The sequence below is a fragment of the Paenibacillus hemerocallicola genome (assembly GCF_006265175.1).
GTDB lineage: Bacteria > Bacillota > Bacilli > Paenibacillales > NBRC-103111 > Paenibacillus_AB > Paenibacillus_AB hemerocallicola.
Genome location: NZ_VDCQ01000094.1, coordinates 1 through 19,401, shown reverse-complemented (window position 1 = coordinate 19,401; position 19,401 = coordinate 1). Strand labels below are relative to the sequence as shown.

Below are 19,401 nucleotides of genomic sequence, written 5' to 3'. Positions count from 1 at the left end.
CTCCTCGTTTATCCGATCAAAAGTGTATGGACACTTGACATAAATCTCCCCGGTATTTCGCCGACGTGAATTCGACCAATCTCATCTCTTCATCCCGCATGACGCTCTCGATATGCAGCAGGTTCGTGTTGGGGGAAATGTGCAGCACGCCAGCTTCCTGCGCCGACGGGTACACGGCTTGGAACGTCGACCATATGCGCGTCAGCTGCATGCGATATACCGATTCCAGCGTCGCGTACAACGACTGAAACGGTTCCTGCTCCAAATGAGCGGGCAGCCCGGGAACGAACGCTTCCGGAAGCCACGTCACATTCCACGTCAGCGGAATGCCGTCCGCATAACGCAAAATCTCGAGCCGGTACGCTTGTTCGCCGGTATCCATCTGCAGCGCGCGGGCGACATGCTCGGGCGGCTGCGCCTTTTCCTGCCGAAGCAGCCGGGCTGACGGCGTACAGCCGAGCTTCCGCATTACGTCGGAGAACCGCATGGCCGGCGTAATCGTGTAGCGGATATCGAGCGGCTTCTCGCACACGTAATACCCTTTGCCCTGATGGGACCGGATCAGGCCCATATTTTGCAGCAGCTCGAGAGACTGGCGCAGCATGTAGCGGTTGACCCGGAAACGGCGGCACAGCTCGGATTCGGAGCACATTTTCGCATTGACGCCGTATTTGCCGTTCTCGATTTCTTCCTGCAGCAGGTCGGCGATTTCCACGTAGCGCGGCATTTTCCTTTCCTTATGGACCGTTTGCACCTTGTATCACCTCCTTGACCTTGGAATGACTTATCTCGAACCTAACTTGTAAACATCTTGGCTGTGTCAAACGAAAGTAAAAAATGCGTAAAGCCGGCGTTCATGAGCCATACTTGGCCAGAAACCGCACGGGATCGTCCATATCGCCGAAGCGAGCCTCCAGCAGCTCCCGGGGCCAGTCCCACCATCGGATCTCGAGCATTCTTTCCGCCATGTCGTGCGGGAATCGGGGGCGAATCGGCTTCGCCGGCACTCCCGCAACGATCATGTATGGCGCGACATCCTTCGTAACGACCGCCCCTGAGCCGACAACCGCCCCCGTTCCGATGCTTACGCCCGGCATGATCGTAGCGCCATGGCCGATCCAGACGTCGTGACCGATCGTCACTTTATGCGTCCGGCGCCATTCGAAAAAATCCTCATCGTCCGTCTCCGCAAACCCGTAGGAGATCCGGCGGTAAGTCGCGTGGTGCTGAGTCACCCTCCACATCGGATGGTTGCCCGGGTTGATGCAGACGTGCGAAGCGATCGAGCAAAACTTGCCGATGTCCGCGTAATGAATCAACACCTGATCGACGCAATAGCTGTAGTCGCCGAACGCAACCTCCAACAGCCGGCTTCCTGCGCCGATCGCCGTCCAAGCCCCGAGCTCGCTTCTCGCGACATGGGCGGTTTCGTGAATGCTTGGTTCGGGCGCAAGCTGTTTTGGCGTTCTCCGTTGATCGACGTAATCCAATTCCGATCCCTCCCTGAGCGCCTATTTGGCTTACTTCTATCGTAACTTGTCGATATGTAGCTGCCTTTAAGACTTCGTTAAGGTTATGTAAACGATCGATTCGTCCGCGACAAAAACTCGCTGGAGCCGGCTGTTGCGCGCCGTAACCGTTGCATTGCGCCGGATGGTATGACGCCTTAATCAAGACGCTTGCCCCTCGACGGATTAACGGAACCGAATTCCGTTATCGGGATGATTTCCTGCTATCTCCCCGAAAATAACGGAATCAGCTTCCGCTAAGTGCCGACTTCGGCCCATTACTGCGCAACGAGAGCCGAATAGAGGAACACAGTTCCGTTATCCGGCTCTCGATTTTGTTTACCGGGGAATAAAGCACTCCCGTTCGCTATTTCGCGCTGAAACGATCAAAAGAGCCCGACTTGCCGCCGCACGGCAGCCAATCGGACTCTCTTTTGTCTTTCTCGTCGCACGAATCGTCGCCGATCCTTACGTCTCCTATCCTAAACGACGTCTATTTACTTGGCCGCCGTCCCATCGAGTACCTTTAACATCTCTTCCAACAGCTCGACGCCTTTCTCCTCCTCGGCTCTTGCTTCGGACAAATGCCGGATTGCAGCCGACGCCTGCACCGGATCGTTCGGATCGCCGCCCTTCGGGAAAGGGAACCGCGCCACGAATTCGGCCAGCCGATCCGCCACGTTGTCATATTGGACGGAGGCTTGTCCGGCCAGCATTTTCAGTAGCCGCTCCTCGGGAGATTCGCCCTGGATCTCGTCCGCGATACGCTTCAGAAATTCTGCTGCGAACAGACGCTGATCGTAGATGTACATCCCGTGGAGCGTATTGCCGTACGCTTCTACGTTCCGTTTCCCGAACGCTTCGATCCAGGCGTCGTACCCGGCCAAGCCGTTGCGGTATGGGGAATGCTCCCGCTTATACCCTTGCTCGCGCGCATGGCTTACCGCCATTCGAAGCGCTCCGTGCAGCATCGTCCGTTTGCCGACAAGCTTCATCCCGGTTACCGCCATCACATACAGCTCGTGTACATGGCCGCGCCCCAGTTTCTCGTATGGCAGTTCGCCGTCTTTCGTTATGTCGCGGCAGCGAAGTGTCCGGGCTTCATCGTCATAGCCGTAGATGATGCCGAATTCCGGCACGAACAAATCCCAGGCCAGAAGCGGGACACCGCGATCGAGACTCCATTGGATCAACTCGAGCGCCCGTTCCAGCTCCTCCGGCGTCGGGGGGATTTCCGTGGGACCTCCGACGCAACGGGTGTCGAAGCCGAGATTCGCAAACTGCTCCCGATGATGCAGCGGCCATTCGAAGGCCGAATACCCGGCGACGTTTACCCGCTCGCGGTCGATAATAATCCGGAAGGCGTTGGCCGTATAACCGGCGACCTCGACCAATGAAAGGTCTTTCCGATCCGTATATTGCAGCATGGAGTACATCGAGCCGGTATCCGTCAAATTCGTATGCGTGAAATTGCTGGTGTAATCGGGGCGCTTCGCCATACATTAACACTCCTTTGGTTGATACAGGATCGGAGGGGCGAGAAGCTTCGATTTCGGCTTCCCCGCATTGCGCCGCTGCTTGACATACATGCTCACATGCAGTCGCAGTCTTTCGCGCTGCATCTTCCCGCGGGCGCGGGAAATGCTATTGTATACGTTCGCGACCGACGTATCCAGGACGATGGCGATTTCCCGGGGCGTGACATGCCGGAAAAAATGCGCTTCGAAGATGTCCTTCTCCCGGGCGCTCAGACACGCGAGCAGCTGCCGGATACCCTCCATCAGCTCCTTGCGCATGAGAGCCGAGGCGGGATCCCGCGATTGCCTGGCCTCATGCTCCGAATGGCGTGCCAGATGGAAGAGCACGCGGTCGATATCGCGCCAATCGTCCGCCGAGCCTTCGCTTAATGCGGACTGCGGGCGTCCTGCAGCACCATATGACCAGCCTGCCCCCGGTACCAGTCCGGAGAACGGCCGTTCCTTGGCAAACGGTCCTCCGCGGCGCAGCTTCATGTACGCCTGGTTGCGCACGATACGCACGAGCCAAGGCGTGAAACGGCTTTCCTCCGCCAGCCGGCCCACATGCAGAAACGCGTTGACCAGCGCTTCCTGCACGACGTCCTCGGCCATATGATGGTCCTGCGTCAATGAACGCGCCCAGCTGTACATGTTGGCGCGATTTCGCCTGACAAGCTCCCCGAACGCCAGACGGTCGCCTTCACGCGCTAGCTCCGTGAGACGCTCCTCCGGCAGCGATTCGAACAGGCTTTCCTCCGCGTGACCGGTGCCGTTCCGTCCTTCCGTAAACGGATCGCTGCCGACCGCAACGGATTCATGCCGTCCCCCGTTCCAAATACCGCTCGCTCTCTGCACGCGCCAAACTCCTCTCGCCCCACTATTGTGTTAATGCCGGCCGGCTCGACAATCTATCGCGACTTTCAAATAAAACCTCCATCGCCACAATTAGTGGTTTGGAGGTTTATCGTTCGTGAATTCCACGTTAGAAATAGTCCGGCAAGTACGACGAACGCCGAGGCACGAGCCGTTCCCATCGCTCCGCTTCCGTCTCCTGCCCGACCAGACGGCCTAGCCTGTGCATGACCCGCGGCCGCTTGTACCCTAACAGCATCGCGGCCATCGTCCCGATATCGCAAGCGGCCGATTCCGCGCCATCCGCCTCCCCTTCCGAGGCTTCCCGAACCGTCGCACGTCCCGCGGCATCGACGGTTACGCGAAACAAACCGTCGTTCCACGGAGCGGTGCGGTCCGCAAGACGCACATACAGTGTCTCTTCCCGTCCCGCGGCCTCGAACGGATACTGCTCCGCGAACCCTTTGAAATCGACAATTCGAGCGGAGAAATAGGCGACGGTCTCCTGAACGATGCGAGGGTCCGGCAGCAAAAACGGCAAATCGTCGTCCGCCGGCGCCCGCAGCTTGATCTTGTCGCACATCGAATCGTGATTGGCGATAAATCGCCAAAGCCCTCTTCTGGCCGTTTCGTCCAGAAATGCCATTTCCCCGATGTCCATCACGCGGTTTTTCACTTTGTACAGCACATATCCGCGCGGATCGCCGGCATCGTCGAAATATACCGCCGCTTGCCCGCCTTTTTGCTTGAATACGGTATGATGCCACCACGCTTCATCCCGGACAAGCGTTCCATTATACTGCTGCGCATAGCGGCCGTACACCCGGTCGAGAAGCTGCCAGTCCCGATCCGCCCGCACGATGCGGCCTTCCGAGTGAACCTCGCGCGGCAGTTGGGCGGAAGTCAGCTCGTACGTTTTATAGTCGGCGTACAGCTCCCAGCCGTATTTCCGGTAAAACGATACGGCGAACGGATGCAGACAAGACAACGTCTGCCCGTCTTCCTTCATTGCCTGAAGACCGCGTTCGAGCAGCGCGGCTACCATTCCTTTGCGACGGTATTCCGGCCATGTCGCCACGCTTGCGACTCCGCCCATGCGGATCTGCTTGCCCTGCACATATGCCCGCATATCGTGGATATGCATTTTGGCGGCCATCTTCCCGTCGACGAAATACCCCCATATCCGGTCCGGATCCATCCGTCGTTTCCGTTCTTCCCGTTCCTCGGCTGTTACTTCGTACTGAAATGCGAAACAGGAGAGCGTAATGCTTTCATCCAGCTCGTCCTTGTTAAGCGTGCGAATGACATCCATGCGCTACCATCCTTTCCCGTAGGAACATTAAATTTCGGCTCACTGCCGCTGCTGTTCTATGCCCGGGCGTCCGGGCGCGAAAACCCGAATGAAAATGAGCTAAAAGTCATTTACGCGGACATTCGGTCGAATCATCGCCTACGAAGGCGAAATCCCCTTCTTTCCGACTGCAATAAATTCCATCCTCGGACCGATGCGGACATATGCGATCCTACCGAAGTACCGACATACGACTATCGCCCCTCGCGCATTACAGCAGCTGTAAATATTTACAACTCAATCGCGGACAACCCGTATGGTATATTGTGGGTGAACATCAACAGAGGAGGCATATTTTATGAAACGTTTACTTATGAAATCAACCATGCATCTGGTTTTGACCGGAACCATCCTGTTCGCCGCGACGCTTTCGCCTATACAGGCCCGGTCCGCGGCAGCCGCCTCCGCAACCGCGATCACCGAAGCGAACGTCGTGCAAACCGTCAGCTTCCGCACGGCGCCGAACGCCGATTCCGCCCGAATCCGCTACCTCCAGCCTGGGGAGGTGCTGGACGTCATCTCCATCATCAACGATTACTGGCTTAACGTCAAGGATGCGAACGGCAAAACCGGCTATGTCAGCGCCTCGGAAAAATACATAACGCTCCGGCAAGTGTCCGTCCCGAAACAGTACAATGCCACTATCGTCAGCTCCGTTTCGTTCCGCAAAGGTCCTTCGACCGATCACGATCGCATCCGCTATTTGCAGCCGGGCGAGTCCGTAACGGTTATCGAAGAAACCAACAGCTACTGGTACAAAGTTGCCGACAAAAACGGGGTCACCGGTTATGTCAGCACGAACGGGAAATATATAAGCACGACATTCGGTCAACCGGAAGACGACCAGCAATCGCCGGCGGATGAGGATACGAGGGATGAAGCCTTGTTCCCGGCACCGCCGAACGCGACGGTTCTTGCATCGGTTTCGTTCCGTACAGGCCCTTCGACCGATGACGACCGTATCCGTTACCTGAATTCGGGCGAGAGCCTGCTCATTATCGACAAGCCGAACAGCTACTGGTACAAAGCTATCGACCAGAACGGCGTCGCGGGATATATCAGCACGAGCCCGACTTATGTGGACAGCCGTTACATAGACGCTTACAAGCAGTTGGATCCGACCGTCACCGCGGACAAGGTCATAACCGCCGGCAAGCTGTATGCGGGTACCCCGTACGAATACGGCTCGAGCCGGTACGATGTTACGACCTTCGATTGCTCCGACTTCGTAAGACAATCGTTTCTGGACGGAATCCGTCTGCAGCTTCCGGGAGATTCCCGCAGCCAGGCGAATTACGTGAAAGGTATCGGGAAAACGGCAACCGACTGGCATAAATTGAAGCGCGGCGATCTTCTATTTTTCATGTCGTATCGCGGCTCGAGCGCTTCCGATTACAGCGGAATCGACAAATCTTCGGCAAAGGTGACCCACGTAGGCATCTATATCGGAAACGGCGAAGTGCTGCACACATACTCGGCGGCTTCGGGCGGGGTCCGCATCGATTCTATCTCCGGCAAGAGCTGGGAACACCGTTTTCTGTTCGGAGGAAGCGCGCTATAGGGTATATCCCGATAGCGGCATTCGCAAATAAGCCGCTTCCGGATAGGGACCGGTTTATTGGCATGCTGCAAAAAGAAGGCCGCCGGCCCGGGCTTATGTCCAAACGTTACGACCGGACAACGCATATGGTATATTATCTGTTCGGAAAGGAGGGTGCCATATGAGTGCTCTTGGCGGTTTCACATCGACGGGTGTAATCCTGGTTCTCTTCATCCTGCTTGTTATCGTTAGCCGTGCGTGGATCTAACAGACAATTCATGCGCATCTTGGCGGCCGGAGAATCGCAGTATTCTCCGGCCTTTCCCATTTTGTGCTAAAATGGGACTACTAAGCACATTTAATGAGGAATCCGATGAAAAGCAGGATGAACCCGCTTGTGGCAGCCATAGCGCTGCTCCTTCTTACTTTGGCGATTTATTCGCCCTCCGGAATGGACCCGGATCCGGATCCGCCGATTGCGGTCGCCGGGGAGCTCGACGCTACCCTTTGGAATTTCTCAGATTCGGGAACCCTCCGGTTGAACGGATACTGGACGGCGTACTGGAAGCAGCTTGTCGTTCCCGACGACATCATCCGCAGCACGCCGCTTCATGCCGAGCTTGCTCCGGTTCCGCAATCGTGGGGCAAGCAGGCCGGCACTCCCGATTCGCCTTCCGGCTCGGGCTTCGCCACCTTTCGCCTGCTCGTGAAGCTTCCCGCCACGGGGGAGCTGATGGCGCTGCGCATTCCGCCCGTCGCCTCCTCTTATAAGCTATGGATCAACGGCCAGCTATTGGCCGAGAACGGGACAGTGGCCGCCACCCCGGCCGGCATGAAGCCAAGCGAATCCGTACGGACCGTCGTTTTCCAGCCTGTCGGCGCAACGTTGGATATCCTGATTCAAATGTCCAATTTCGTCCAGCGAAAGGGCGGCATTTGGGAGCCGATCGAGCTCGGGGGAGAACGGGACATTACGAAAATAACGGTGAGCCGGACCGCGTTCGATTCGTTTTTGTTCGGCTGCCTGCTGTTGGCCGGGCTTCATCATACCGGCTTGTACATATTCCGCAACAAAAACAGGCTCGCCCTTTACTTCGGGCTGTTTTGCCTGATCGCCGCTCTCCGCTCCCTTGTGGTCGGAGAAGGGTTGCTGGCCTCGTTGGTTCCCGACTTCCCGTGGGAGCTTGCCCGCAAAATCGAATATGCAAGCATGCTGGCTGCAGTACCGGTGTTCATCCGTTTCGTGCACTATACGTTTCCGGCGGATATACCCGGGAAATGGATCCGATACTTCCAGCTTGGCGCCTTCGCCTTCGGAGGCATCATCGTCGTTTTCCCGGCCGAAATTTATACGCATTTGCTTTACTTGTTTCAAGCGTTCGTTTTGAGCGGCATTCTGTACATCTTCTATGTTCTGCCGAGAGCGGTCAGACGCTCCCGGGCGGGGGCGGTCCCTTTCTTGCTGGCTGCCATCGTATTCGCACTGAGCGCAATCAACGATATGCTGTACTTCAACGGTCTGATCCGCACGGGGTGTTATTCCTCCTACGGCATTCTGGTCTTCGTCATACTGCAAACCTACATGCTGGCCCGCGCGTTCTCGGGATCGTTCGGCAAAATCGAGGAACTGTCGCGCAAGCTGCTGTCCGCCGACCGGTTAAAGGACGAGTTTCTGACCCATACGTCCCAGGAGCTCCGCGTCCCTCTCGGTACGATCGTAGGGATTGCCGAGTCGATGCTCGAGAGCGCGGCCGGCAATTTAAACGCGATGCAGCGGTCGAATTTGTCGGTCATCGCAAACAGCGGCAAACGTCTAGCCGCCTCGGTCAACGATCTGCTCGATTTTTACCGGCTTCGCGACCGGCACACGATGCGGATCAACAAAAAACCGGTCGACCTTCAGCAAATGACCCAGATCGTGCTATCCGCCTGCAGACCGCTCGCCTACGGCAAAGACATTGCGCTGCGCAGCGGAATCGGTCCGGACATTCCGTTCGTTATCGCCGACGAAGCTCATCTTCAGCAACTGCTCGTTCATTTGGTCTCGTTCTCGATCGATCAATCGCGCTCAAGCGCCGTCACGGTTTCGGCACGGGAACAAGGCGCCATGGTCGAGGTGGCCGTTGTCGCGGCAGGTCCGCCGCTGCCGCCTGACAAGCTGGCCGCTCTGCGCGAAGCCGTGTCACTCGAACGGATGCAGGGAGGAAAATCGGAGGTTGTCGTGGCCACCGCGAAGAAGCTGATTCAGCTTCACGGAGGGGAGCTGAGCATCGAGGCTTCGCCTGGCGGCGGAATGGCTTTCGTATTCACGCTCCCATCCAGCACGGTATACACGATGTCGAGCGAGGAAGTGGATGAAAATTTGCACGCGATCGAAAATCTGCTCGCGCAGATGGTGCGCAAGGACGACTCGAAGGAGCGTAATCCGCGTATTCTGATCGTGGACGACGAACCGGTCAACCTACAAGTGCTGTACGGTCAGCTATCGCCGGAATCGTATTCGATCAGCACGGCTACGACCGGACAGCAGGCGGTGCGGATGAGCCGCGAGCAATCGTTCGATCTGATCGTTCTGGATGCGATCATGCCGAAAATGTCCGGGTTCGAAGTTTGCCGGACGATACGCCGGGAGCATTCGTTGATGGAGCTGCCTATCTTGATGCTTTATTCCAAAAAACAGCCGGAAATCGTCTACGAAGGCTTCGATGCGGGCATTAACGATTACATGATGAAACCGATTGACAAAAAAGAGCTGCTGACGAGAGTCAAAACTTTGCTTACGTTGAAATCGGCCATTCGGGAGGCGAACCGTCATAGCGGCGAGCTGGAGGAGCTGAACCGGCAGCTGACCGATCTCAACAATGGTCTGGAGGAGAAAATCGCCGAGCGGACGTTGTCGCTGCAGCAATCGAAGCAGCAGCTGGAGACGATGAACGAGGACCTCGAGAGGATCGAACGGTCCCGCATCCGGCTGCTGACGAACATTTCGCACGATTTGCGGACTCCGATTACGTCCATTCAAGGATATATCGAAGCGATTTTGGACGGCGTCGTCACCGACCCGGAGCAGACTCGCAAATATTTGCGCCTCATCCATTCCAAATCGCTGACGCTGAACCGGCTCATTCAGGATTTGTTCGAGCTGTCGCAGCTCGAATCGAGGCAGGCTACCTTCCGGATGCGCGAGGTGCCTACGACGGATTTGATCCATCTGGTCAGGGAGAAGTTCGAGCTGGACGCATCCGCCCACGGGGTCCGCTTCGAAGTGCGGGACTCGCTCCCGCACCCCGTCGTCTTGAACGTCGACGCAGACCGTCTCGATCAAGTATTCGCGAATCTAATATTCAACGCGATCAAACATACGCCCAGGGAAGGAACGATCGTCATCGGCTTCGAGAAGCGGCCCGGGCGGGCGTTCAAGGACGAGCTGATCGTTAAAGTGTCGGACAGCGGCAGCGGGGTCGCCAAGGAAGAGCTGCCTTATATTTTCGACCGCTTCTATAAAGGAACGCCGAGGAGCAGCTCCAAGAAAGGGAGCGGTCTGGGGCTCGCGATCGCCAAGGAAATCGTGGAATACCACGGCGGCCGAATATGGGCGGAGAGCGATACCGGTCGGGGCTGCACCGTATATTTCACGCTGCCGATCTTTTACTGAGTCAACCGAACGGCAAGACGCGCCGTATCAGGACGGTAACGGTCTCGCCCGCTTTGACGCCCCGGACATAGCGCTGATACGCGATTCCGGCGTACTCGCCTTCGGCAAGCACCGCCGAGATGGGACGAAGCGACGGTGCGGACGCCCCCTGCATATGCAGCAGCGCGTCGCGGACGAACAATTCGAATCCGACATAGCACGCTCCGGGGTTGCCGGAAAGCATAAATAACGGGCGTCCATCCCGGATGCCGGCCGATGTCGGGCTTCCCGGCCGCATGGCCACCTTGTGAAACAAAAGCTCTCCGTCCCAATGCCGGCAAAAATCGGTCATGACGTCATAATCGCCTACGGATACGCCTCCCGTCGTCACGACGACGTCAGCCTCGCCCAATGCGCGCAGTACGATGGTAGCCGCCGCGCCCGGATCGTCCGTAACCGTCCCGTAGAGCAAAGGCGTCCCGCCCGCTTCGCGTATGAGCGCCGCGACCATCGCCGAATTGCTGTCGCGGATCCGGCCAGGCGCGAGCGGCGAAGGAGTGTCTACCGGCAGCAGCTCGGCACCGGTCGCGATGATCGCCACCTTGGGCGAACGGGCGACTTGTAAGACGGAACGGCCGAAAGCGGCCAATACCGCCGTTTCTCCCGACCCAATGACGCATCCCGGCGCAAGCAGAAGCTCGCCTGCCGCCGTTTCTCCGCCGATCGGCGTAATATTGGCTCCTCCGTTCATCGGTCTGCGCACGAGTGCGTACGAACGGCCATCCTTCGTCTCCGTCCCGGTCATCTCGAGCATTACGACCGCATCGGCGCCTTCCGGCACGGCCGCTCCCGTCATGATTCGCACCGCCGTTCCCGACGCAACCTCTTTCTGCGGCATGGCGCCACACGGAACACTCTCGATAATTTCAAGCCGCGCAGGCGACGATGGCGACGCTCCGGCCGTGTCGTCCGCACGGACCGCGTAGCCGTCGAGTCCCGATCGGCGAAAATGCGGAAGCGGGGCATCGGCGAATACATGCTCCGCGAGCCTTCGTCCGAATGCTTCGGACAGAGGCACCCGCTCGATGCCGACGAAGCCGATTCGTTCCGCTATTCGCCGCATCGCCTCCTCGACCGGAATCGCATCCCGGCGATATATGGCATTGCCGCCTTCTCCCATGCTACCCTCCGATCTGCGACATGCGCCTTACCGTCGGCGTATGAGACTGCTCCGCCTTCATTAGCGCCTGCGCCATCTCGTGGTTTTCCGGCTTAATGTCCAATGCGCGGAAAAAAAGTCGCTCGATCGCATCGTCGTCCCCTATCGCCTTCCGTACATTGAATTCGTCCGTCCAGTACAGGCACGGCTTAATGTTGCCGTCGGCCGTCAGCCGGAGACGGTTGCACGTCTCGCAAAAGTGGTCGCTTACCGGATGGATGAGCCCGAACGTTCCGGGAGCGCCCGCGATCCGGTAATTACGGCTCGGACCGTTTCCATATACCGCCTCCGCAGACTCGACCGTCCAGCCGTTGACGGCACAGCGCTCGAGCACCGCCGACAACGGCAAGTACCGGCTCCGCCAGCCGTCGTCATCGTGCCCGATCGGCATATACTCGATGAAGCGAACGGTCAATTTCCGCTCTCTCGTCATTTGCAGAAAATCGTCGATTTCGTCGTCGTTGATCCCTTTCATCAGCACGACGTTCAGCTTGATCGGATCGAAACCGACCCGGACGCTTTCCTCCACGCTTGCCAACACTTTGCGGATGTCGCCGCCGCGGGTGACGAGCGCGAACCGGTCCGGACGCAGCGAGTCGAGACTGATGTTGACGCGGGTTACTCCAGCGGCGCGCAGACGCTCCGCCCGCGAGGCCAAATAGATGCCGTTCGTCGTAAGGGCGATGTCCTCGATTCCGGGTATGGCCGACAGCATGGCGACGAGCTGCTCCAGGTTTTTGCGAACGAGCGGTTCTCCGCCCGTCAGCCGAAGCTTGTTGACCCCGTGTCTCGCCAGCACACGCACGACGGCGGCAATTTCGTCGAACGACATGATGCTCTCGTCCGGCTCGAACTCCATCCCTTCCTCCGGCATGCAATACACGCACCGCAAGTTGCACCGGTCCGTGACGGAAATGCGCAAATAATCGTGCACCCGCCCGAAACGATCGGTCAGCTTGGCGTCCATGGCCATGGCTCGTCACCCTTTCCTTCGCTCTTTCTTCCCATTGTAACATACCGCATTCCGCAAAAGTGACGAATCCGTCGTCATTCCGATGTCGTGTTCCGATTATGCGATATCGCCCAATAAAAAGAAGCAGCCCGCACCGGCTGCTCCGCTTACCTTTTCCATCCGATTCGCTCTTTCCGCTCAGGCGGTGCCTTCCTTCAAGATCGCGGGATCGTAGAACACATAATTGCTGCGGCCGGATTCTTTCACCCGGTATAAAGCCCGATCGACATTGTGCAGCAGCGTCGCCGCATCTTCGCCGTTTGCCGGGTAGACGACGACCCCGCCGCTTACGGTCGCGCTGAATCGATGACCCTTCGTCTCCCAAGGAGCCGAAATCGCGGTGAATATCCGCTTCGCCACTTTTTCGACGCTGGATGCCGAATCGACCGACGGCAGGAGCACCGTAAACTCGTCTCCGCCCATCCGCGCCACCATATCAACTTCACGGATGCATCCTTTTATGCGGCTCGCGAAGGCCCTCAGAAAATCGTCTCCGGCTTCGTGACCCATCGTATCGTTGATCAGCTTGAAATCGTCGATATCCAAATACATCAGCCCAAGCAAGCCGCGGCTTCGCTTCGCATGCGCCAAGCTTTGCAGCAGATGCTCCTTGAACAGTCGCCGGTTCGGCAAGCCGGTAAGCGGGTCGTGAAACGCCAGCTCGCGGAGCGACTCCTCCGCTTGCTTCCGCTGCGTAATGTCTTTCATCAGAACGGCGATATAGCCGACTTTGCCGTTCCCGTCCGCCAGCGGGATGCCGGTCGCTTCGACCCACAGCCAGCCTCCGGCCGAATGGTACCGGTATTGCGCGGATATCGGTTTGCCGTGCTTTTTAATGAGGTAAAATGTTCGAATGACCGTTTTGCGGCACTGTTCATGAACGTTTTCCAAATAATCGTCCATCCGGGATTGTATGGTCAAGCAGGAATGCTGCGAAGAAGCATATACGATTTCTCCGTCCGAATCGACGATCATAATCGAGTCGGACATCGACTGAAGAATATAACGCAGTACGTCGCTTCGTTCCATAAGCCCGGATGTAAGTCGATCGAATCCCCATTGCGACGTCGATTCCATGCTGATCACCTTCCTATCGGGTTAACCGATCGATATGGAGATGGTGGTTTTTCCGAAGGTCGATATACTCGTCTGCCGCCAATATAGACGGATTGACCGGATCTCCGGGGTGCACCATTAAAATACGTCCTTTACGGCCATCGGTCAACGTTACTTCGCTGCCTACCGACATTTCCATCATGCGTTGAACGAAAACGTTGCAAATAACGGGGTGAAGCCTGCCGAAGCTATCGCTGAGCATTTGCTGCATGACTTGATAAAACGGCGAAGCTTCCTTGTAAACCCGCTTGGAGGTCATCGCATGAAATACATCGGCTACGGCCACGATTTTGCTGAAATAAGTGATACGATTTTCCGTAATGCCGTAGGGGTAACCCTTTCCGTCCTCGCGCTCGTGATGCTGCAGCGCTACTAGCGCCACCTGATGATCGATACCCGGCGTATTGCAAATAATTTCATAACCGAATTCGGCATGCCGCTTCATTAAAGAGTACTCTTCGTCCGTATACTTTCCCGGCTTGTTCAAAATATCGTCGTCGATCCGGATTTTGCCGACATCGTGAAGCGTTGCGGCCGTAGTCAACAGCCCCAAATCCGCCTCGCTCAGCTTCAACCATTTCCCTATCAACGTCGAGATGACCCCGACCCCGATATTGTGCCTGTACGTGTAATCGTCCTTCGCCTGCAGGCCGGACAAAACGCTGTACAGAGTAGGATACTCCGCCGCCTGATGGATGGTCGGGATAATGCTGCTCTGCACCTCTTCGATCGGAACAGTCCCGCGTCGGCGCATATAATGGAATATTTCCCTGATTTCTTCCGTCGCCTTGAAAATGAGCGATTCATTGGTCATATCTCGCGGCAGCCGCTCCAATTCAAGCAAATCCAGCGGAATGTGATGACGATCGATAAATTCGACGTGCTCCCTGGTCAAGATCGTGTTGCAGGGAATAAGCACCACGCCGTTTTCCGTTACCAAATCCTTAATGAGCTTGCTGCCTACCAGGTTGGTGGCATTCATCCGGAGTTCACCTGCCATGGATGCTTCAATTTTGCCTGCTGCGCGCATTAGTCCGAAAGTCCGTCATATAGGGCGAAACAACTATATTTTCATTATATACCTTAATGATCGGGCCGTTCGCTAAAGGAAGAATAAAATTTTATTAATAAAACTTTATAAAACCTTCAACTGCCAAATAAAAACAGGCCGGACGCGATGGACCGACCTGCTTCAACCGAAGCCACAAAAAACTCAGCTTACCATTTCACCGCCTGAAACGTCCCCGTCTGAGCGGACTCCCTCGCCTTCAGACAGAGAAGAGCGCTGGCCAGTCCGCCCTCGAGCGGGCTGATCGATTCCGCGCCGTCTTTCATGACGCTAATGAAATTTCTCGCCAACACGCCATCGCCGCCGAAATGGTCCTGAGACGACTCGAAGCGATGCGTCTCCACCCGCGGAGCGTGATGCAAAATCACCTTTACTTCGCTCGTCATAAAGTCGAACTCGACCGTTCCTTTGTAGCCGATAAATTTTGCCCCTCTCCCTCCCGCCGAACGCCGGACGAAAAAGTTTTGCGTATACGAAGCATGCATGCCCGTATCATAGCGGATCAGTGCGCTCCCGGAATCCTCGTTGCCCGTATCCTCCGCGAAGGAGCAATATTCCCAGCTCGCATTTTTTTGCGGCCCGTATACGAGGCTGTCCGGACATGTCCGGTTGTCCTCGCAGTCGGCGCATTTCATGCCGGCGGGCTTCGTGCCCTTGAACACCTGCTTGGACGTCATGGCGCACACTTCGGTCGGCTTGTAGCCGAGCACGTAATTGATATAGTCGAAATCGTGAGTCGCCTTCTGGAGGAACAGTCCCCCGGTTTCCCGCTCATCCCGGTACCAGTTGTGGAAATATACGCCGCCGTACGGAACGTTGTTGAATGCCTGTACGTGCTCCACGGTACCTATTTTTCCCGAATCGATTATTTCTTTCACCAATTGAACCATCGACGTTACCCGAAGCGGAAATGAAACGACGACTTTGCTTTTCCCCGCCTCATAGCCGGCCTTCAGCCTGCAGGCATCCTCCATCGTTGTCGCGACCGGCTTTTCCAGAAACAGAGGTACTCCGGTCGGGAGCACCTTGAGCGCCATCTCGGTGTGAAGCGAGCAGCGCGTCCCGATCAAGATGCCGTCCAATTGCTCCGACGCCAGCATCGCTTCGGGCGTCTCGTATAAGCTGATCCCTTCGTCCTTCTCGGCCTGCATGCTGTCTTTGCGAATATCCGCTACCGCCTTCACGATGCAGGCGGGATCTTCCTTCTGTATGCTTTTGATCACATGTTTGATTCGGTGGCCATAGCCGATTACCCCAAGATTCATGAGGGTTCCCTCCCGGTTTTACGTTTCGTTTCGCATTCCCCCTCATTGTAAGGAGAACCGGAGTCGAAATCTTTGTCCCGGAAGCCGGACTTTTGGTTTTTTCGTTTAATCCGTTCTTTTACATTGCCCATCCATGCGCTATGATGAACGTATATGAATGCGGAATCGGGGAAAGTCCGAATGAGCTATCAAAGTACGCTGCTGAAGCCCGCCATCGTCATCCGTAAAATGTTTACGATATACTACTTCGAATTCGGCAAGCATTTTGTATTTCGAGGGGAATCGCACGATTTCTGGGAGCTGTTATACGTGGACAAGGGAGAGCTCGAGGTTTGGGCTGACGACAGGTGCTACCGGATGGGTCAAGGCACCCTTATTTTTCACAAGCCGAACGAATTCCACAAATTTCATGCCGAAAACGATAAAGCTCCCAACGTCATCGTCTTGACGTTCGATTGTCGATCCAAGGCGATGAAGCGGTTTGAGAACGCGGTAATCAAGCTTAACGACGAAGAGCGGAGCCTGCTGGCCAAAATAATTAAAGAAGGCGTCGCCGCATTCGAATTTCCGTTCCGCCATCCTCTTGTACGCAAAGCCGACGCCCCGATCGGCGCCGAGCAAATGATCAAACTGAATTTGGAAGCGTTGCTGATCCAACTGCTCCGTCGAGAAGACTGGCATGCGGAGCCGCCCAGACAGACGATGCCCGCCAAAGAGAAGGAATATGACGCCTTGACGACCAAAACGATGGGGCTGCTGGCCGACTCAGTCGGTTCGCGTGTAACATTGGAAGAACTGAGCGACAAGTTGGGGGTTTCCAAGACAGTGCTGAAGGACGTATTCAAGAACAATACGGGTCAAACCGTCATGGAATTTTTCTCTTATTTGAAGATGGAGCAGGCCAAGCTGCTCATTCGCGAAGGAACGTACAATTTCACGGAAATATCCGCCCTGCTCGGCTTCAGTACCGTGCACGTGTTCTCCAAGGCGTTCAAGCGAAGCGTGGACATGACCCCATCCGAGTACGCCAAGTCGGTGAAAGGGCGGTTGAAAGAATAGCTCCGCCATGCAAAAGCTCTTTGGATCGTCTGACCCAAAGAGCTGCATGTCCATTACTGAAACCGGTTCTTCAGCTTGCCCAGCTTCTCGATTTCCACGACGACCTCATCGCCTTGCTGCAAGTAGCGCTGCTTTTCCGGAGGATAGCCCATTATAACGCCTTCAGGCGTCCCCGTCATAATGACGTCACCCGGCTGCAAGGTGAAATGTCGCGAGACATAGCTGACAATCTCCCTGCAAGTGAAGATCATGTCGGACGTATGCGAGCTTTGGCGCACTTCCCCGTTCACGACCGTTCTAATCTCCAGATCGTTCGGATCGCCTACCTCGTCGGCTGTCGTTACGTACGGACCCAGTGGACAAAAGAAATCGCAAGTTTTACCGAGCATCCATTGGCCGGTACGAAGCTGCAAGTCTCGGGCGGACACGTCGTTTGCTGCACAATATCCGAATACATAGTCCAGACTATCGTCAACGGATACATTCCGCGCCGTTTTGCCGATGACGATCGCAAGCTCCGCCTCGTAATCCACCTTCGCCGTTTCGGCGGGTATCGGGATAACGGCATCGTGTCCGGTCAAGGCATTGTTAAATTTGTTGAACAGCACGGGATATTCGGGTATGGGCATGTTCGTTTCTTGCGCATGCTTTCTGTAATTAAGGCCTACGCATATCAGCTTCTGTGGAGCATCTACGCACGGCCCCCACATGATTTGGGATTCGTTCAACCTATATGGCGCCTGTTCGTCTACGGGCAAGGAGACAATATAGCGGCTCAAAGCTGCATACTCCGTCGGATCCGATCGGATGACTCCCAAGACCGTCGTTGGGAGCGTAGAAGATCCCTCAAAGGGAAAAAGCTCCGAGGCTTGCTCCAGGTCCAAGATTCCGTTCTCAACCTGTATCCCTAATTTCAATATTCCCTCTTTATAAAAATTTAGAAATTTCATGTTTCACCTTTCCCTCGGGCCTATTACAGCCTTGACGTAAATTGGAACTAGCTATGCCGTCTGTTTTGCTATAAACTCCGGTTCCCCCTTGTCGATCGCATTTTGATCATTAAGCATATCCCACACTCATCATTATTATATATAATATACGATACATAGTCTATAATTTTATAACCGCTGCATGCAATTGTAAGCTTTCTTGGCGAAAATATTCGCAACCGCCCATACACTTTTGCCTAATTAAACTTTATGGCGCAAAATAAAGAAGCTTCTTTACCAAGAAGCTCCCAATTTATAGACATGCGTTTGTTTCCCGTACTCGGTTAAGTAGGGTAGCCGAAAAGAAATACTTACTGCCGTACAGCTTGCCTTCCCCTGAAAGGCTTCCAGGCGGCGGGATCAGAAAAAGACCGGTGAAAAAAGAAAAGCTCCTCAAGATCCGAAGATCTTCAAGAGCTTTTCTTGTCATGCCGGTGAAGGGACTCGAACCCCCACGGTTTCCCTCACGATTTTGAGTCGCGCGCGTCTGCCAATTCCGCCACACCGGCAAGTGGCGTGCCCTAAGAGATTCGAACTCCTGGCCTTTTGATTCGTAGTCAAACGCTCTATCCAGCTGAGCTAAGGGCACATATTCTGTTAGGAAAAAAATTGTGGAGGCGCCACCCAGACTCGAACTGGGGGTAAAGCTTTTGCAGAGCTCTGCCTTACCACTTGGCTATGGCGCCGTAATAAAATGGAGCGGACGACGAGATTCGAACTCGCGACCCTCGCCTTGGCAAGGCGATGCTCTACCACTGAGCCACGTCCGCATTATGGAATGAATAGTTTCCCCAATAAGACAAGTAAAACTGGGGATCTAGGATTCGAACCTAGGCATGACGGAGTCAAAGTCCGTTGCCTTACCGCTTGGCTAATCCCCAATAAGAAATATGGGGCGATCGATGGGACTTGAACCCACGAATGCCGGAGCCACAATCCGGTGCGTTAACCCCTTCGCCACGACCGCCATATTTTATATTGTTCTGGCAGGGGCAGCAGGAATTGAACCCACACTAACGGTTTTGGAGACCGCTGTTCTACCTTTAAACTATGCCCCTATATAATTGTTGAAATGGTGGAGGATGATGGATTCGAACCACCGAACTCGTCAGAGAACAGATTTACAGTCTGCTGCGTTTGGCCACTTCGCTAATCCTCCGTATTTACTGCGGTCCCCGGAAAGTAATCGGAATATGCTTCAAAGCAAATCTTCACTTTTTGGGGATCAGTGGTGCCGCCGAGAGGACTTGAACCCCCAACCTACTGATTA

The 19,401-nt window shown here is 55.6% G+C and carries 15 protein-coding genes and 8 tRNA genes; 4 read left to right on the top strand and 19 right to left on the bottom strand.

All coding sequences use genetic code 11. The annotated features are described in order from the left end of the window. Positions 1-16: 16 nt before the first annotated feature. The 5 genes from FE784_RS37465 to FE784_RS37445 all read right to left on the bottom strand — a co-directional run bounded on the left by FE784_RS37465 (position 17) and on the right by FE784_RS37445 (position 5,189). Positions 17-754: a GntR family transcriptional regulator gene (locus tag FE784_RS37465; protein WP_139607386.1), complete on the bottom strand. Its 738-nt coding sequence runs from the start codon at positions 752-754 to the stop codon at positions 17-19. A 100-nt stretch (positions 755-854) separates the two neighbouring features. Next, entirely contained in the window at positions 855-1,490 is a 636-nt protein-coding gene (locus FE784_RS37460) for a DapH/DapD/GlmU-related protein (RefSeq protein ID WP_139607385.1), read from the bottom strand. Positions 1,491-2,005: 515 nt separating this feature from the next. Further along, on the bottom strand, positions 2,006-3,007 hold the full coding sequence (locus tag FE784_RS37455) for a hypothetical protein (RefSeq protein WP_139607384.1): 1,002 nt from the start codon (positions 3,005-3,007) through the stop codon (positions 2,006-2,008). 3 nt (positions 3,008-3,010) lie between these two features. Continuing rightward, positions 3,011-3,880, bottom strand: a complete 870-nt coding sequence (locus tag FE784_RS37450) for an RNA polymerase sigma factor (RefSeq protein WP_139607383.1) — start codon at positions 3,878-3,880, stop codon at positions 3,011-3,013. 127 nt (positions 3,881-4,007) lie between these two features. Then, positions 4,008-5,189, bottom strand: a complete 1,182-nt coding sequence (locus tag FE784_RS37445; protein ID WP_139607382.1) for a GNAT family N-acetyltransferase — start codon at positions 5,187-5,189, stop codon at positions 4,008-4,010. Positions 5,190-5,526: 337 nt separating this feature from the next. Between FE784_RS37445 and FE784_RS37440 the strand changes: the two genes are divergently transcribed. The 3 genes from FE784_RS37440 to FE784_RS37430 all read left to right on the top strand — a co-directional run bounded on the left by FE784_RS37440 (position 5,527) and on the right by FE784_RS37430 (position 10,423). Next, entirely contained in the window at positions 5,527-6,789 is a 1,263-nt protein-coding gene (locus FE784_RS37440; RefSeq protein ID WP_139607381.1) for a C40 family peptidase, read from the top strand. Between the two features lie 160 nt (positions 6,790-6,949). Next, the gene (locus tag FE784_RS42265) at positions 6,950-7,036 is read left to right on the top strand and encodes a sporulation protein YjcZ (protein ID WP_138882362.1); all 87 of its coding nucleotides are present in this window, start codon (positions 6,950-6,952) and stop codon (positions 7,034-7,036) included. Between the two features lie 105 nt (positions 7,037-7,141). Then, complete coding sequence (locus FE784_RS37430; protein WP_176706799.1) at positions 7,142-10,423, top strand: ATP-binding protein; 3,282 nt, start codon at positions 7,142-7,144, stop codon at positions 10,421-10,423. Position 10,424: 1 nt separating this feature from the next. Here the strand turns inward: FE784_RS37430 and FE784_RS37425 are convergent, their stop codons facing one another. The 5 genes from FE784_RS37425 to FE784_RS37405 all read right to left on the bottom strand — a co-directional run bounded on the left by FE784_RS37425 (position 10,425) and on the right by FE784_RS37405 (position 16,083). After that, positions 10,425-11,582, bottom strand: coding sequence for a molybdopterin molybdotransferase MoeA (locus FE784_RS37425; RefSeq protein ID WP_139607379.1), 1,158 nt, complete (start codon positions 11,580-11,582; stop codon positions 10,425-10,427). A gap of 1 nt (position 11,583) precedes the next feature. Further along, positions 11,584-12,588 (bottom strand): GTP 3',8-cyclase MoaA, encoded by a 1,005-nt coding sequence (gene moaA / locus FE784_RS37420; RefSeq protein ID WP_139607404.1) that lies wholly within the window; start codon positions 12,586-12,588, stop codon positions 11,584-11,586. A gap of 183 nt (positions 12,589-12,771) precedes the next feature. After that, entirely contained in the window at positions 12,772-13,710 is a 939-nt protein-coding gene (locus tag FE784_RS37415; protein ID WP_139607378.1) for a sensor domain-containing diguanylate cyclase, read from the bottom strand. Between the two features lie 13 nt (positions 13,711-13,723). After that, positions 13,724-14,731, bottom strand: coding sequence for an HD-GYP domain-containing protein (locus FE784_RS37410; RefSeq protein ID WP_176706798.1), 1,008 nt, complete (start codon positions 14,729-14,731; stop codon positions 13,724-13,726). Between the two features lie 236 nt (positions 14,732-14,967). Further along, complete coding sequence (locus FE784_RS37405; protein ID WP_139607376.1) at positions 14,968-16,083, bottom strand: Gfo/Idh/MocA family protein; 1,116 nt, start codon at positions 16,081-16,083, stop codon at positions 14,968-14,970. Between the two features lie 180 nt (positions 16,084-16,263). On the opposite strand from FE784_RS37405, the gene FE784_RS37400 reads away from it, so the two are divergent. Next, positions 16,264-17,142: a helix-turn-helix domain-containing protein gene (locus tag FE784_RS37400; RefSeq protein ID WP_246132362.1), complete on the top strand. Its 879-nt coding sequence runs from the start codon at positions 16,264-16,266 to the stop codon at positions 17,140-17,142. Positions 17,143-17,195: 53 nt separating this feature from the next. Here the strand turns inward: FE784_RS37400 and FE784_RS37395 are convergent, their stop codons facing one another. The 9 genes from FE784_RS37395 to FE784_RS37355 form a co-directional block, all read right to left on the bottom strand. Beyond that, positions 17,196-18,092: a fumarylacetoacetate hydrolase family protein gene (locus tag FE784_RS37395; RefSeq protein ID WP_139607374.1), complete on the bottom strand. Its 897-nt coding sequence runs from the start codon at positions 18,090-18,092 to the stop codon at positions 17,196-17,198. A 468-nt stretch (positions 18,093-18,560) separates the two neighbouring features. Continuing rightward, positions 18,561-18,640: transfer RNA gene (locus FE784_RS37390), tRNA-Leu, on the bottom strand. Positions 18,641-18,643: 3 nt separating this feature from the next. Next, positions 18,644-18,720 (bottom strand) — tRNA-Arg (locus FE784_RS37385). 23 nt (positions 18,721-18,743) lie between these two features. Next, a tRNA-Cys gene (locus FE784_RS37380) sits at positions 18,744-18,817 on the bottom strand. Positions 18,818-18,826: 9 nt separating this feature from the next. Further along, positions 18,827-18,901 (bottom strand) — tRNA-Gly (locus FE784_RS37375). Between the two features lie 39 nt (positions 18,902-18,940). Then, positions 18,941-19,012, bottom strand: a tRNA-Gln gene (locus FE784_RS37370). Between the two features lie 10 nt (positions 19,013-19,022). Continuing rightward, a tRNA-His gene (locus tag FE784_RS37365) sits at positions 19,023-19,098 on the bottom strand. 17 nt (positions 19,099-19,115) lie between these two features. After that, positions 19,116-19,189, bottom strand: a tRNA-Trp gene (locus FE784_RS37360). A gap of 15 nt (positions 19,190-19,204) precedes the next feature. Beyond that, positions 19,205-19,290, bottom strand: a tRNA-Tyr gene (locus FE784_RS37355). Between the last annotated feature and the right edge of the window lie 111 nt (positions 19,291-19,401).